The sequence below is a fragment of the Corynebacterium sp. KPL2830 genome, assembly GCF_040225635.1.
Lineage (GTDB): Bacteria > Actinomycetota > Actinomycetes > Mycobacteriales > Mycobacteriaceae > Corynebacterium.
In genome coordinates, this window is record NZ_JBEHFR010000007.1 from 40,882 (window position 1) to 55,123 (window position 14,242).

Annotated in this window: 10 protein-coding genes; 5 read left to right on the top strand and 5 right to left on the bottom strand. The window is 59.5% G+C overall.

The genetic code is table 11. From position 1 onward, the window contains the following. The 4 genes from ABRP87_RS03900 to ABRP87_RS03915 all read left to right on the top strand — a co-directional run bounded on the left by ABRP87_RS03900 (window position 1) and on the right by ABRP87_RS03915 (window position 4,650). On the top strand, window positions 1-1,809 hold the full coding sequence (locus tag ABRP87_RS03900) for an ABC-F family ATP-binding cassette domain-containing protein (protein WP_349867805.1): 1,809 nt from the start codon (window positions 1-3) through the stop codon (window positions 1,807-1,809). Beyond that, window positions 1,776-3,509, top strand: coding sequence for an alpha/beta-hydrolase family protein (locus tag ABRP87_RS03905; RefSeq protein WP_349867806.1), 1,734 nt, complete (start codon window positions 1,776-1,778; stop codon window positions 3,507-3,509). The genes ABRP87_RS03900 and ABRP87_RS03905 overlap by 34 nt, the downstream gene beginning before the upstream one ends. A gap of 138 nt (window positions 3,510-3,647) precedes the next feature. Beyond that, a complete protein-coding gene (locus ABRP87_RS03910) occupies window positions 3,648-4,226 on the top strand; it encodes a hypothetical protein (RefSeq protein ID WP_349863020.1) in 579 nt (192 codons plus the stop codon). A gap of 100 nt (window positions 4,227-4,326) precedes the next feature. After that, window positions 4,327-4,650 carry a putative quinol monooxygenase gene (locus ABRP87_RS03915; RefSeq protein WP_005279956.1) on the top strand — a complete coding sequence of 108 codons (324 nt, stop codon included), beginning with the start codon at window positions 4,327-4,329 and terminating at the stop codon, window positions 4,648-4,650. A gap of 226 nt (window positions 4,651-4,876) precedes the next feature. Here the strand turns inward: ABRP87_RS03915 and ABRP87_RS03920 are convergent, their stop codons facing one another. Then, a complete protein-coding gene (locus ABRP87_RS03920) occupies window positions 4,877-7,930 on the bottom strand; it encodes an acyltransferase family protein (RefSeq protein WP_349867807.1) in 3,054 nt (1,017 codons plus the stop codon). Window positions 7,931-8,068: 138 nt separating this feature from the next. Next, on the bottom strand, window positions 8,069-8,866 hold the full coding sequence (locus tag ABRP87_RS03925; RefSeq protein ID WP_349867808.1) for an HAD family hydrolase: 798 nt from the start codon (window positions 8,864-8,866) through the stop codon (window positions 8,069-8,071). A gap of 68 nt (window positions 8,867-8,934) precedes the next feature. Between ABRP87_RS03925 and ABRP87_RS03930 the strand changes: the two genes are divergently transcribed. Next, window positions 8,935-9,969: a 3-hydroxyisobutyryl-CoA hydrolase gene (locus ABRP87_RS03930; protein ID WP_349867809.1), complete on the top strand. Its 1,035-nt coding sequence runs from the start codon at window positions 8,935-8,937 to the stop codon at window positions 9,967-9,969. Here ABRP87_RS03930 and ABRP87_RS03935 read toward each other — a convergent pair. Genes ABRP87_RS03935 through ABRP87_RS03945 form a run of 3 tightly spaced genes read right to left on the bottom strand, consistent with a single transcriptional unit; the run spans window position 9,959 to window position 14,136 of the window. Beyond that, the gene (locus tag ABRP87_RS03935) at window positions 9,959-11,140 is read right to left on the bottom strand and encodes a DUF6882 domain-containing protein (RefSeq protein WP_349852462.1); all 1,182 of its coding nucleotides are present in this window, start codon (window positions 11,138-11,140) and stop codon (window positions 9,959-9,961) included. The two genes, ABRP87_RS03930 and ABRP87_RS03935, sit on opposite strands and share 11 nt — an antisense overlap. Window positions 11,141-11,165: 25 nt before the next feature. After that, window positions 11,166-11,765 (bottom strand): TetR/AcrR family transcriptional regulator, encoded by a 600-nt coding sequence (locus ABRP87_RS03940; RefSeq protein ID WP_349867810.1) that lies wholly within the window; start codon window positions 11,763-11,765, stop codon window positions 11,166-11,168. Next, window positions 11,758-14,136, bottom strand: a complete 2,379-nt coding sequence (locus ABRP87_RS03945; RefSeq protein ID WP_349867811.1) for an MMPL family transporter — start codon at window positions 14,134-14,136, stop codon at window positions 11,758-11,760. Before ABRP87_RS03945 ends, ABRP87_RS03940 begins: the two co-directional genes overlap by 8 nt. Window positions 14,137-14,242 lie beyond the last annotated feature (106 nt).

The window sequence follows — 14,242 nt, forward strand, 5'->3', positions numbered from 1 at the left end:
ATGGCAAACCTGATTAACCTCGAGCAAGTCACCAAGTCCTATGGCTTAAAAACTCTCCTTGATGGGGTATCCCTCGGCGTACAAACCGGGGACCGCATCGGCATCGTGGGCGTCAACGGCGGCGGCAAGACCACCCTGCTGGAGGTGCTCACCGGCATCGAGCCGCCAGATTCCGGCCGCGTTTCCCACACCTCGGATCTGCGCATGGCCGTGGTGACGCAGCGCTTTGATCTGCCCGAAGAGCTCACCATCGCTCAGGCGATCATTGAACCCCTCGAGCTCGAGACCTACGAATGGGCCTCCAATGCCAAGGTGCGCGATGTGCTCGGTGGACTCGGCATCGTGGACCTAGGGCTGGATACTCCCGTGAGCTCCCTGTCCGGTGGCGAGCGCCGCCGCGTGAACCTCGCGGCCGCGTTGGTGCAGGATTTAGACCTGGTGGTGCTCGATGAGCCCACGAACCACCTTGACGTGGAAGGTGTGCAGTGGCTGGCGGATCACCTGCTCAAGCGCAACCTTGCCGTCATCGTGGTCACCCACGATCGCTGGTTCCTCGATACCATTGCCACGTGGACGTGGGAGGTCCACGACGGCACGGTCGATGCATATGAGGGCGGATACAACGACTGGACGTTCGCCCGCGCCGAGCGCGCCCGCCAGGCCGATGCGATGGAGCAACGCCGCAAAAACTTAGCCCGCAAGGAATTGGCGTGGTTGCGCCGCGGGGCACCGGCGCGTACCTCGAAACCGCGCTACCGGATTGAGGCTGCGGAAGCGCTGATTTCTGATGTCCCCGAGCCGCGCAACAAGGTCGAGCTCATGTCCTTTTCCAAGCAGCGTCAGGGCCGCGTGGTCATCGAGCTAGAAGATGCCACCGTGAAGTCCCCGGATGGCCGCACCTTGGTCGATCACCTCACTTGGCGCCTGGCCCCAGGCGAGCGCATCGGCCTCGTGGGTGTTAATGGCTCCGGAAAGACCACGCTGCTGCGCACACTGGCTGGCGAATACGAGCTCGCAGCCGGAAAGCGCATCGAGGGCCAAACCGTGCGCTTAGGTTGGCTGCGCCAGGAACTCGATGACTTGGATCCGCAGCGGCGGCTTCTCGATGCCGTCGAGGATGTTGCCACCTACGTGCAGCTAGGCAAAAAGGAGCTCAGCGCCTCTCAGCTGGCCGAGCGCCTCGGCTTTTCCGCCAAGCGCCAGCGCACCCCGGTCGGTGATCTCTCCGGTGGCGAGCGCCGCCGCCTCCAGCTCACCCGCGTGCTCATGGCAGAACCCAATGTTTTACTCCTCGATGAGCCCACCAACGACCTGGATATCGATACGCTCCAGGAACTGGAATCCCTACTCGATTCGTGGCCGGGTACCCTGGTGGTCATTTCGCACGATCGCTACCTGATCGAGCGCATTGCGGATAATACGTATGCGCTCTTTGGGGATGGCAACCTGACGAACCTTCCCGGTAGCATCGACGAGTACCTGCGCAAGCGCGAAGAAATCGAGGCCGGCAAGAACACAGGGGTTATAAACCTGGGAGAAAAGAAGACGGGCGCGCCGGCGCCGAAGCCGGAAAAGAAGCTTTCTTCCCAGCAAGAGCGCGAAATCACCAAGAAGATGAACGCGCTTGAGCGGAAGATGCAGAAGCTGGAAAAATCCGCCGCGCAGATCAATGAGAAATTGGCCGCGGCGGCAGAAAAAGTCGATACCGAAGCGATGACTCGCCTCGATACGGAATTAAAGGACAATCGCAGCGCCTATGAGGATTTGGAGATGGAATGGCTGGAGTTAGGGGAGAAGCTCGAGCAGTAGAAGCTCGCATCGCCGATATTGTCCGCCACCTCGATCCGTGGGGCATTATCGGCGCCGCCATTTTGTCTACGCTGGGCCTTACTCCGTCCATTTTGCCCCGCGATTGGCCCTATCAAGGCCTGATTTCGGGCCTTGCCGCCGGGTTCGGCTATGTGGTGGGCATCGGCGTGAAGCTGGTGTGGTACCGCTTCGTCGTGAGCAAATGGGCGGATAAGTATCCCTGGCTTGCCGCCTCCGCATGGGAGCCAAAACACTACCGGCTGCTCGCGCGCATCGCCACAGGTGCGTTCATAGCTTGGCTGGTCGGTTTCGTCATTATCGCCGTGCGCTGGCAGCACGAGCTCGCGAGCGTATATTCCGTGCCCGTGCCGTCTATGTCCAGCTACCTGCTGGTAGTGCCCCTGGCGCTGGCGGTATTTACCGTCTTCCTGCTCATCCTGCGCTCCATTATCTTTCTGGTGCGCTGGTTAGCGCGGCGCTTCCCGCAGCGGTTCCGCTCCACATACCGCCGCCTCGGGGCAGTACTCATCGTTGCGGTCATCGCTATCTACACCGTTGAAAACATCATTCCCGGTGCCATCGTGAGCTTGGGCGATAGGGTATTTACCGCCCAGAACGCCGACCCCGATCCGGACACTCAGCGCCCCACCCTGAGTGAGCGCTCCGGATCGCCTACTTCCGATGTCGATTGGCACGGCGTCGGCCTGCAAGGCTCCCGGTTCCTCAGCTCCGGCGCGCATAAGGCCGAGCTAGAACAGGTGACCGGGAAACCTGCCAAAGAACCCATCCGCGCCTACGCCGGCCTAGGTAACCGCGACTCCAATGAGGGGCGGGCGCAGCTGCTTATCGATGAACTCGAGCGCACCCACGCCCAAGACCGCAAGGCCCTCCTGTTGACCATGACTACCGGCACCGGCTGGGTATCGTCCTATTCCGCGCAAGCCTTCGAACTACTCTATGGTGGGGATACCGCCATTGCCGCGGCGCAGTATTCCGCCATGCCGTCTGTATTCCACTTCCTTGGCGGCGGCGGCCAAGTAGAGCGCGCCGGGGAAGAGTTCATCAACCCCATCGTGGACTGGTGGAATTCACTGCCAGAAGATGACCGGCCCAAGCTCTACCTCTACGGCGAGTCCTTAGGCACAACCGGCATCGAGGCCGCCTTTTCCGGGGTGCGCGATATTGCCAATTCCGTCGATGGCATCTTATTGACTGGCCCGCCGCACTTTAACCAGTTGCGCTCGCAGTTTGTGGAGCGCCGTGATCCCGGGTCCACAGAAATCTCGCCGGTCTACGCCGGCGGCCTCGTGGTTCGCTTTGCCAACGACGTGGACCAGGTTCGCCGCTGGGGACGCGTTCCGGAAGAGGAGTGGGGCAGGACCCGCATGCTGTATATTCAGCATCCTTCCGATCCAGTGAGCTGGTGGTCGCCCGAATTGGCCTTCAAAGAGCCGGATTGGATGAAAGAAGATACCCCCTATTCCCGTGAACGCGTGATGCAGTGGATGCCTATTATTACCTACCTGCAAGTTGCCGCGGATCTACCCGGAGCCAAGGATGTTCCCGATGGTGTGGGCCATAATTACGGGAACTCTGTCCTCGATGGCTTTGCGGCCATCGCCGGGCCCGATGTTGCCCGCTCCATTGATTCGGAGGAGCTGCAGCGGCAATTCGATGAACTCGATGTAGGTATTTATTAGGCCTCCTGGAGGCTTCTTCACTACCGCGAGGTAGCCGAGAACTCACCGAGCGCCGTTTCTATAACAAAGCCATATCGAAGTGCGGTGGAACCGGCGATATGCTTTCGCCCTCTGAAAAGTTATGACAGGCTGAAAATTATGAAGCCGATTCGAAGCGCCACCGCAGCAGTCCTGACCACCGTACTCGCCCTGTCCGGCACCACGGCAGTGGCTTCTGCGGAGCTTAACGCGGCCCCGCAGGTTCAGCAGGTGTCTACCTTTGCTGAAAAATACAACGTTACTTTGCCCAGCTTTCTAAAGGCCGCACCCGAAGCTGAACCGGAAGTAGCAGCGGAAGAAGCGCCTACGGCTGAAGCCGCACCGGAGCCTGAAGCCTTCGAAGCCCCGCAGGTTGCCGCTGACTTGCAGGTAGCCACCGCTGATCACCTAGCCCAGGCTGGCCACCACCCGGATGAGACCGCAAGCGCTATCGCGCAGGAATGGGCAAACCAGGGTGCAAACGGTGAGCTAAAGTACTACGGCGATGTGGCAAGCGGCGTGACCCACACTGAAGAAGGGCAGGGCAATGTTTACCGTCTGTCCGAAGAGCAAGCCCAGGAGCGCCTCAACTGGTTTAACCGGGGCCTCGAGGTAACCCCCGGACCTGAGTACGGTTATGGCGTCGCCACCGCCTTTGACGGCGAGTTCATCTACATCGCGGAGTACTTCCTCAACTAGTTCTTAGCTTCCGCGGAACCTGCCCCCGATTCTTCCGAGGTCCGCGTGCATGGCAGAACAGCCATGACGTAGTGGACACATCATTGGTAGAATCGGGGGCATGATTTTGATTAACGTACAGTTCCACGTAAAGCCTGAATACGCCGATACCTTCCTTGATGAGATCAACTGGTACACCGAGGCTTGCAACGCCGAGCCTGGCTGCATCGACTTCAAGTGGTACCGCGATCCGGAAGACTCTCAGCGCTTCCTGCTGCTCGAGTCCTACGCAGATGGCAAGGACGTAGAGCACGTTCAGGGCGAGCACTTCAAGCGCGCCTGCGACGAATTCCCTAAGTACCTCGTAGAGACCCCAGACATCATCAACGTCCACATCGATGGACGCACCGGGTGGGACAAGATGGGCGAGTTCGCCGTCGATTAATTACGCTGCCTTATACTAAAGACCGCACTCATGTGAACCATAGGTGCGGTCTTCATTTATGCGTTCACCTGCGAGTCGGAGCTTATAACCCCGCCCTTCGCGGTCACGGGCGGGGAACCCGCCCGGTGAGATCGAACCACCCCGCGAGCGCGAAGGGGCGGGCGAGGGTGGGGCCAAGGTAGGAAGCCGACGCACATGCGCTAACTGCCTACCGCCGCGCTCTCCGTTAAGCCTGGCATTGTGAGGACACGCTCTTGTCGTATTTGGAATATTGCTTCAGAGCGTCATAGAAGGCGTCGGAATAGCCGGTGGCGCCTTCGGGAAGCGGGTGGACGCCATCGGAGTAGAGCATGTCCGGATTATTTTCGGCGTAGCCACACCAGTCAGCGATATAGGCATTGTCGTATTCCTTGGCGGCGTCGATGACGTCCTGCTGGGACTGCGCCATCCACTCGCGGTCACCGTAGGGAACCACCATTACCACGGTATGGTCTTTGCCGATGATGTCCATGGCCTGGCTGATTTGATTTGGCTGGGCGGCGCCGTTGGTACCGAATCCCAAGAATACGGTATCGCGCAACGTACCGGCATCCTTCATTTGCTGAAGGATTTGGATACCCACCGTGTAGTGGCGGGATTCCTGGGCGTCGATATAAATGCCAGGGAACCGTTGGCTGAGGGCATCACTAGCCGCCAGCATCACCGAATCACCGATCGCGGTAATGTCCGTTCCCTTCGGGATGGGGCGGGTCTTGGCGTCGTCCTTTTCCTTCGCCCCGTCTTTATCGTCTTCAGTCGATGCTGTCGATGGCGCGGATGCCTCCGGTGGAGGTGGGTTATTGCTTTCGTTTTGCTGCTGGAGCTGGTCGAGCTGCTGCTCCAACTCGGTCTTGTCGCTGGAATTGACCACGCCGTAGACAACACCAACCAGAGAGGCGACAACCAAGAATGGGACCACTGGCCACATGGCCTTGCCAAAACCATCCTTGAGTTCGCTGAAGCTCGGGCGCGAGGCCCAGTAGTTCTTCCACGTCTTCTTGTATCCGCCGCGGCGGAAAGGATTCTCGATGAACTGATAAGAGATCTCCGAAAGGATCAGGGAGATGGGGACGGCGACAAGACCCAGAATCCAAGTATTCTCAGAGTTCTGATTGCCGTGGAATAGCGCCTGCAAAATCATGATGACCGGCCAGTGCCAGAGGTACAGCGAGAAGGAACGCTGACCGAACCATCGCATGACTTTGGTCCTAAATAGCGGCGTCATCGGGCCGTACTCGTGAATGACACCCCACACCATGAGGGCACCAAGGATGCTGGTGAGGAAGAGTCCGCCGCGGTAGGTAAATTCGGCATCGTCAGGCATGAGGAATAGTTGCGCAACGTAGCCGATAAGTGCCAAGAAGCCAATGATGCCGGCGGCGCGGGTTTCTACCCTGCCGGTGGTGGCCCAGGAATCCGCGTTGGGATCGGACTTCGTAGAGGTCATCAACAAGGAGAGGACTGCACCGGTCAACAGGCCGAAAGCGTGGGTATCCGTGCCGTAGTACACGCGGGTGGGATCTTCGCCTGGGGTGAAGATAAACCACATGGCCGCGAAGGAGGCAAGCCCCAGCACGCTCGCGACCACGACTGGAAGGCGGCGCGGCTGGCGCGATGAGATGCGGAAAAAACCCAGCATGAGCAGCGGCCAAATGAGGTAGAACTGCTCTTCTACGGCGAGTGACCAGTAGTGGGCGAATACCTGTATCTCGTTATCAGCAAAATAGGATTGCGAGGTGGCAATCTGTGTCCAGTTATTGACAAAGAACAGAGTGCCGAAGAATTGCTGACGCAGGCCGACGGCCAAATCTCCGCCAATCCACGCAACGATTGCCGTACAGAAAACGAGCACGGCGACGGCGGCCGGCAGGATGCGCCTAAAGCGTCGGGCCCAAAAGTCCTTCAGGCTAATCGTCCCGGACGTGCGGTATTCGCGCACGAGGAGCGATGTAATAAGGAAGCCGGAGAGGACGAAGAACATGTCCACGCCCAAGTAGCCGCCGGGTAGGGCGCCACCGAAAAAGTGGTATAAGACCACAGCGACAACGGCTAGGCCGCGCAGGCCATCAAGGCCCTTGACTTGGCGTAGCCGCGCGTGCCGCTTCTTGCGCACGTTTTTATCCTCTGGCGGTATTGCGAGTACTTCAGAGTCGTTTTGTTGATTCTGCAAGGAATATTTCGATTTATTGGCGCCCTGCTTGCCCTGCGAAGATGACTTCTCTGCAGAGTGATCGGTTGCAGGCTGTTGTTCTCGCGCGTTCTCTTCGGCAGGAATGCGCTGAGGCTGAGCGGCCCTCGTGGGTGCGGTCTTTTCTCTACCCGGGTTCCCAGTCTTCTGTTCTTGCGCAGAGGCAGGCTCCTGGACAGAGGCGGGCCCTTGGGCAGCGGCAGATTCTTGTGCGGTTTGGCGTTGCTCTGGTCGCTTGCGACTAGATGCGCGCTGTTCAGGCTTGTGCTGTTTGGGCTTAGCTTGCTCAGGCGTGTGTTGCTTGGGCTTTTGGGCGGGCCAAGACTGCTGGGTGGGAAATTCAGGGGTTCCCTGTGCGGCGTTCGCCGAATCATCGGCAGGCTTTGCAGGGCCAGAAGGCTTAGCCGTACCCGAAGGCCGAGCGGCGTCGGAAGACCGAGTAGCACCGGAAGACTGGGATGCGCTAGCGGAGTTTTTAGGGCGGGAAGTACTAGGACTGCTGGACGTACCGGCGGGGCTCGCTGGGAATTCCTTCGTCTCGGCCGCGGGTTGCTGCGGTTTCTTAGATCCTTTGGCCGTGGCTGGCTTTATCGGTTGGCGCTTTTTCGCTTCGGCTTTTTTCTGCGCGGAACCGTTCTGTTTGTTTTGGGTAGTGCTCTTAGTCGGAGCGGATTTGGCAGCCTTCGCATTTTGAGCGCGGGTAGCCTGCTTTTGTTGCGGCGTGGGCGTACCTATCTGGCGCGACTGGCGCGCGAGACCACGGTCGATGTCCGTGGGCTTTGTTTGTGCAGCTTTCTTACTGTCCTGTTTGCCTTTGGACTGTGGTGTTGACTTGCTGTTTTGCCCACTCGAGCTGGGAGCCTGTTGTTGCTCCCGCGCGCCTTTATCAGTGTGGCTTTCCGCATTCGGTTCGGCGGGTGCGGTGGATTTAGGCGTGGAAGCCTCAGTGGAGGAATCACCTGTAGGCCCATCTTTTTGCCGCGTCGGCGGCGGCGTGGCCTCATTACGCTCGGAATCTTTCTTCCCCAGCAGCGAGCGCAGAAAACGATTCACATGAACTCCCATTGCACTACGAAAATGTACTAATCGGCCAATTTTAGACCGCGAGCAGTGCCATTACTCAAAGTAGAGAGCACGGCGTGGCGCGGGAAATTGGCAAAATTTAACGGATAGATGGTGAAAGAAAAGAGTCTAGTCCTGTTCGCTGGCAAAAAGCTGATTAAGCACTGTCAGCACCCCATACTCGGTATTGGGCGGCGCGATGGTATCTGCGATGGCCTTGAGTTTAGGGTGCGCATTGTCCATCGCAATGGCGGTTCCAGCGGCCTGGAGTAGTTCGAAATCGTTGAGGAAGTCTCCAAACGCCGCGGTGCGGGATTGGGGGATACCTAGCAGCGACGCCATGGTTTCTAGCGCCACGCCCTTATTGACCCCGGCCGCCATCACATCGAGCCACACCGCCCCAGATACCGCAATATTGTGTTCGGGCACAGCCTCGCGCAGCGGATCGTGGAGGTGTTTCTCGCTACCATCGGCACAGAAGGCCGCGATTTTGATAATTTCTTCATCGAGCGGATCGTGCAAGTCATCCACCCAGATGATGGATTTATAGTATTTAGAGATCTCGGCGGAGGCTTGCTTGTCGATGCCCCTTTCCACAAACGCCGTAGCCGGCGTGCACAGCACCACGGTGTGGGGTTGGGCTACCGCGTTGAGCGCGGTTACCGCAGCGTGGACGGCCGATGACGGCAGGGGCGTGGTGCTCAGCAGCTCGTTATTGTGCACAACCACGGAGCCATTTTCTGCAATAAAGGTCTCTTCATGGGGAAACATCTCTTGCAGGGTGGCGAGCTGGCGCCCCGATGCCGGAACGAGGGTGATGCCAAGCTCGGTTGCGCGCTCGCTGGTCGCCGCGAATCCTGGCGGCAAGTCGCCGTTTCCATCGAGTAGGGTGCCGTCCATGTCTAGGGCGATAAGCTGTGGAAGCAAGATTAAGACCTATCTGTGAAGTCGCAAACGGTAGCTAGGTACATGAGTTGTGTGTCACAATAGAGGATATGACTAATGATGCACCTATCGTGTCCTCAATCCGCAACCATACCGGAGTCATTGAGCTCAACCGCCCAAAGGCTCTCAACTCCCTGAGCCCAGAAATGATCGATCTCATCGCCGCTGCCTTGGATAAGTGGCGCGCCGATGACGAGGTAGAGCAGGTCCTTTTGACCTCTACCAACCCCAAGGCCTATTGCGCGGGCGGCGATGTCCGCCTGGCCCGCGATGGCATCGTCGACGGCAACTACGACGAGGTGGATGACTTCTTTGCCTCGGAATACACCCTCAACGGGGATATTGCGGAATACCCCAAGCCGGTCATCGCGCTGGTCGATGGCATCGCTATGGGCGGCGGGCTGGGTGTGTCCGCGCACGGCTCGCACTGCGTGGTCACGGATAAGACCTTCGCCTCCATGCCGGAGATGAATATCGGCTACGTCACGGATGTGGGCATGGCCTATGCCTCCCAAAATGCCGTGGGCACGCGCGGCAAGGCTTCGCCAGAGCTCGCGAAGTTCTGGGGCATTACCGGCTACCGCATGTACGCCGCAGACCTCGTATGGAGCGGGCTGGCCACGGACTACGTCAAAGACGGCGATGCCTTTGCCAACGACGTCATTGACAAAGGTATTGATGCCGCGCTGGAACAGCACTCCGTGCAGCCGGAAGACGAGGCCCCACTTGCGGAGCTCATCGGGGGAATCGAGGCTAGCTTCCGCCACGATTCCTGGCAAGACATCACCGCGGCCGCAGAGGAATACCCGGAACTAAAGGAGCTGGTAGAAAAGCTCACCGCGCAGGCCTGCCCAACCTCCATCGTGGCCGCGCTGGAGCTCTACCGGGCAGAGGCGCAGTGCTCGAGCATTCGCGATGCCCTCGAGCTGGAAAAGAAACTCGGCGCTTATATGTATCGCCGCGATGACTTTTCCGATGGCGTGCGCGCGGTATTGGTGGATAAATCCAATGACGCGGCATTTAACCCCGCAAGCGTCGCGGAGGTGGATGTAGACGCTATCCGTGACGTATTAGCTAAAGGCTAATCCCGCGGAAAGAGGCGTAGGCCGATCGGGCCTGCGCCTCATTGATCTCTCGGGGTGGGGTAGCCGCCAGCGTGGCCTCCGTGGCCGCGGAGGTAGGTTGCGGTAAATGCAGGGCTTCGGAATCGAGGAGGACGAGGCCGACGCGGCCATCGGCAAGCGTGGTGCCCACCAACGTCCACATGCCCAGGATGGGCAGGGCTAGTTGCGGTACCTGCCGGGCGCGCGCGTAGTCCAAGGGCAGCGCGGGCCTGATCAAGGCTGGGACTTGGTGATCGATGCCGAAGCGGTACAGGTTCGCGGCGGCCTGCGCGGCCGCGGTGTCCTTGACCGCGGGATCGGCCCACGCCCACAGGAATTGTTCCTCCGAAATGGTGGCGATAAGTACCGCCATGGCCTCGGATTTCCCGCCAGAATAGCGGATTTCCGCCGTAGCCTCGTCCGCATTGAGGTGCACCGTGGACTCGGGGAAATTGCCCTGGAAGTACATCTGGTGCTCCATACCGTAATAAAAGGCATCCTCGATGATGCGGGTATCCTTCATGCCCGGCTCGATGGCCGTGATCTGCGGCGCGCCTAGTGCGCTAGAAAAATGCAGCGTCGTTCCATCGGAGAAATGCTCGGCGGTCTCCGTAGCAGCATCCGCGGCAGATTCCGCGAGCGTAATGCCCAAGTGGTGGGCGAGTTCGTGCACCGCGCGCTGCTCATCGATGTCCGGCGAACTGCGGCGAAGCCCCGCGGCAATGCTGGTGGGAAAGTCGAGGCGAGGGTGAAAATCCACGGCAATGATCGCCTCATGATCGCCTTGCCACGCACGCAGCACCGGGGCATTGCCGGCCAGGAGGCGGGCGAGGGGGATAAACTTCGCCGGGTCATCCCCGCCCTGTGGCAGGTCAGCCTCTGCCTGCATCGCCCACCGCCAGGTAGGCGAGCCGGCGCAATCGATGACGGCGATGCGCGTGCCCCGGAAGTCTTTGACGCCGGAGGGCGAGCTGCAGCGGATCTCCACGGACTGATTGTGGTTGAGGTGCCCCTCGGAATCCGTTGAGGGGGTGAGGAAATTAAATTCCACATCGGTGGTATCGCCCAGGCGGGCCCGGAAGGCGGCATCAAGGCCCGCCTGAATAAAGCAGGCGTCACGGGTGGCCTGGGCAAGCGAATTTGAAGTATCCATAATTACCTACGAGGATACTGAAACCTCATACGAGCTCGCGCAGGGTGGCAAAGGCGTGGTGGACCAGCTCGTCGCGTTCCCGTTTGCTGGGTGTCTTGCCCTTTTCGCAGCGCCTTTTCAGCTCTTGTTGGCAGGCATTGCCGGTGCTGCCACACGCGTTCAAGATGATGGTGAGCTCAAAGGCCGAATATTCGGGGTAGCGATCTTGAAAGGCAACGATGACACGGTGTGTCACGCTATCGAATTTCTTCTTTTCCTCGGCGGTGTGGCTGAGGTTTTCCATCGCCTCGCCGATCTTGAACAGGCTGTGCAGCGAGCGCAGCTCCATGTATTCATTGTCCAGGGCATCAATGAGCGTTAATTCCAAGACCGAAGAGATGGGCTCGCCGGGAAATGCGGTGGGAATATCTTCTGCGAATGCCTCGAGGACATCCGCGGTGTAGTGCAAGAGAGAATCCGCCACGGAAGAAAAATAATTGTGGAACGTGCGCGGGGAGACCCCGACGGCGCTGGTGATACCTGAAACCGTGACTGCCTCAGCGCCGCCGTCCAAGGCGAGGCGGGCCGCGGCATCAGACATGGCTTGGCGCGTTGCTCGCTTCTTGGATTCGCGCAAACTAGTCACGATGAACCTTTCTTACCTTGTCGTGCTGAAAACGCATGAGTGTCTCGCGCTCCTTGTGCAGGGCCTCGCCCTCGATATCCATATTAGGCACGATATTATTCAACCACTTAGGGAACCACCACGCCTTGTCTCCCAAGAGGAACATGGTGGCGGGGATGACCATCATGCGGATAACGAAGGCATCGATAAGCACGCCCATTGCCAGGGCAAAGCCCATGGTCTTGATGAATGGCTCGTCCATCAAGATGAAGGCTGCGAAGACCGAGATCATGATGAGCGCTGCGGCCGTCACCACGCGCGCGCCGTGCTTAAAGCCATTCGAGGTCGCGTTGGCGGCGGTCTTGCCGCTGACGTAGCCCTCGCGCATGCGGGTGACCAGGAAGACCTGGTAGTCCATGGCCAGGCCAAAGGTCAGGCCGATGAGCATGATGGGCAGGACGGATAGCAGCGGCTGCGGGTCGTTGACGAGGCCGAACATGCCCTCTTGCCAGATGCCAACGGTGATGCCGAAGGTGGCGGCTACGGAAAGCCCGTAGCCCGCGGCCGCAATGAGTGGAACCCAAATGGAGCGGAATACCAGCATCAAGACAATGAAGGCAAGGCCCAAGACGATGGCAACATACGGCACGAGCACGCTACTCAGGCGCTCAGAAATATCGTCAAAGATCGGGGTGATGCCGGTAATGCCGTAGGAGCCGCCGTCCTTAGAAAACTCGCCCTGGTACTCGCGCAGGCGCTCCAAGGTTTCGGTGGTTTTCTCATCGGTTGCGCCGGTGGTCGGCGTGATCATGATCTGGGCGGCATCGCCATTGTCCGTGGTTTGGATGATTTGGGCGTTTTCCACGCCTTCGGTGTCGTTGAACTTGTGGAGCAGATCCTGGAAGGCCGGCATGCGGTCTTGTTCGGAGACGTCTTCCACATTGACAAAGGCGATCATCGGGGCATTGCGGCCTGGACCAAAGGCCTCCTCGGACATCTCGTAGGCCTCGCGCTGTGGGGTGCCAGGTTTGGCGGAGCCATCGGTGGGCATGGCCAGGCGCATATTCGCAAACGGGATGGCCAGGATGGCAAGCACGATAACGCCTACGCCTAGGTGCAGCCACGGGTGAGCGCGCACGCGGCGGACCCAGCGCAGCCCCATGGTTGGCTTCTCGTCTTCGGGGTCTGGAACCTTGGGGCCGGGCACGCGCCCGGCGAAGATCTTGGTGCCCAGCAAGCCCAGCACGGCGGGGATAAAGGTATTGGCCACTAGCACGGCGATGACCACGGTGCCCGCAGCGGCGATAGCCATGGTGGATAGGAACGGGATGCCGATAATGGTCAGGGCTGCTAGGGCGATGACCACGGTGGTACCGGCAAAGACGACGGAGCCGCCGGCGGTGCCCAGCGCCATGCCCATGGCGTGGGCGCGGGTTCCCTTATCCATCTTCTTCAGCTCCTTGGCCAGTTCCTTGGGCGTCAAGTTATTCAGGCCGGAGGAGGTGATGAGCTCATTTCGGAAGCGGTTGACAATGAATAGGGCATAGTCGATGCCCACGGCCAGGCCGATCATGGAGGCCAGCGTCGGGGTCATATCGGAGACGGTATCGGTAAAGACGGTGGCCAGCTGCACGCCGAAGATGCCGATCCCCACGCCGATAACCGCGGAAATCAGCGGCATGCCGGCCGCGATGAAGGAGCCGAAGGTCACCAGCAGCACGATGGCGGCAACCACCATGCCGATGAGCTCGGCGCTGCCGTTCATGCCGGCCTCGGCCATCGCGAAAGCATTGCCCTGGTACTTAACGGAAAGGCCGTCGCCGTCATGCTCGTGCAGGACATCCGTTACCGCAGCCATATCGTCATCATTGATGTCCATGACGTCTTTGGCATCGAAGGCGATGGTGACGGTGCCGGTGGTCTTATCCTCGCTCAGCGGGGACAGCTGCTGCAGGTTCTTCGCAACCTGTTCTTCGGGCATGCCCTGGGCCCGCATCTGCTCGCCCATCTGCTTTTCCATGCCGGCAGCGGCGAGCACCGGGCTGACCAGCTCATCCTCGTTCTTCAGTGCACCGGTGTCTTTGAGGTCTTGGAGCAGCTTGTCGATGTCCCCGGCAACGGCATCATCGCTCAGCTCCTTGCCCTCAGGTGCCTGGATGACCACGGTGCCCTCTGGGGCGCTCATAGCATCGGTGTCTTGATCGAAGTGCTCCATCATCTCTTCTTGAGTGGTGGTGGAGTCCATCTCCGGCATGGCGAAGTTGGGATTCGGGGTCTTGGCAAAGCCGGCGGTGAGGCCAACCATCGCTACCAAGACGATGAGCCAGAAGGCAAGGAAGGGCCATACCGTGCGGTATGACCAGCTTCCCAGTCGGTAGAGGAATCTGGACATGGGCGATCTCCTTTACGAGTGAGAGAGTGGACGCTGCTTCTGAAACCTTGCATAGTTTATGCAATCTTGCGGAAATGGTGCAAAGTAAGGTGCAGGTAGGCATAGT

What these genes read in the sequence shown, in the direction of transcription:
- ABRP87_RS03900 (WP_349867805.1), top strand. Translation starts at nt 1, where the DNA reads ATGGCAAACCTGATTAACCTCGAGCAAGTCACCAAGTCCTATGGCTTA.
- ABRP87_RS03915 (WP_005279956.1), top strand. Translation starts at nt 4,327, where the DNA reads ATGATTTTGATTAACGTACAGTTCCACGTAAAGCCTGAATACGCCGAT.
- ABRP87_RS03905 (WP_349867806.1), top strand. Translation starts at nt 1,776, where the DNA reads ATGGCTGGAGTTAGGGGAGAAGCTCGAGCAGTAGAAGCTCGCATCGCC.
- ABRP87_RS03910 (WP_349863020.1), top strand. Translation starts at nt 3,648, where the DNA reads ATGAAGCCGATTCGAAGCGCCACCGCAGCAGTCCTGACCACCGTACTC.
- ABRP87_RS03935 (WP_349852462.1), bottom strand. Translation starts at nt 11,140, where the DNA reads ATGGATACTTCAAATTCGCTTGCCCAGGCCACCCGTGACGCCTGCTTT.
- ABRP87_RS03930 (WP_349867809.1), top strand. Translation starts at nt 8,935, where the DNA reads ATGACTAATGATGCACCTATCGTGTCCTCAATCCGCAACCATACCGGA.
- ABRP87_RS03945 (WP_349867811.1), bottom strand. Translation starts at nt 14,136, where the DNA reads ATGTCCAGATTCCTCTACCGACTGGGAAGCTGGTCATACCGCACGGTA.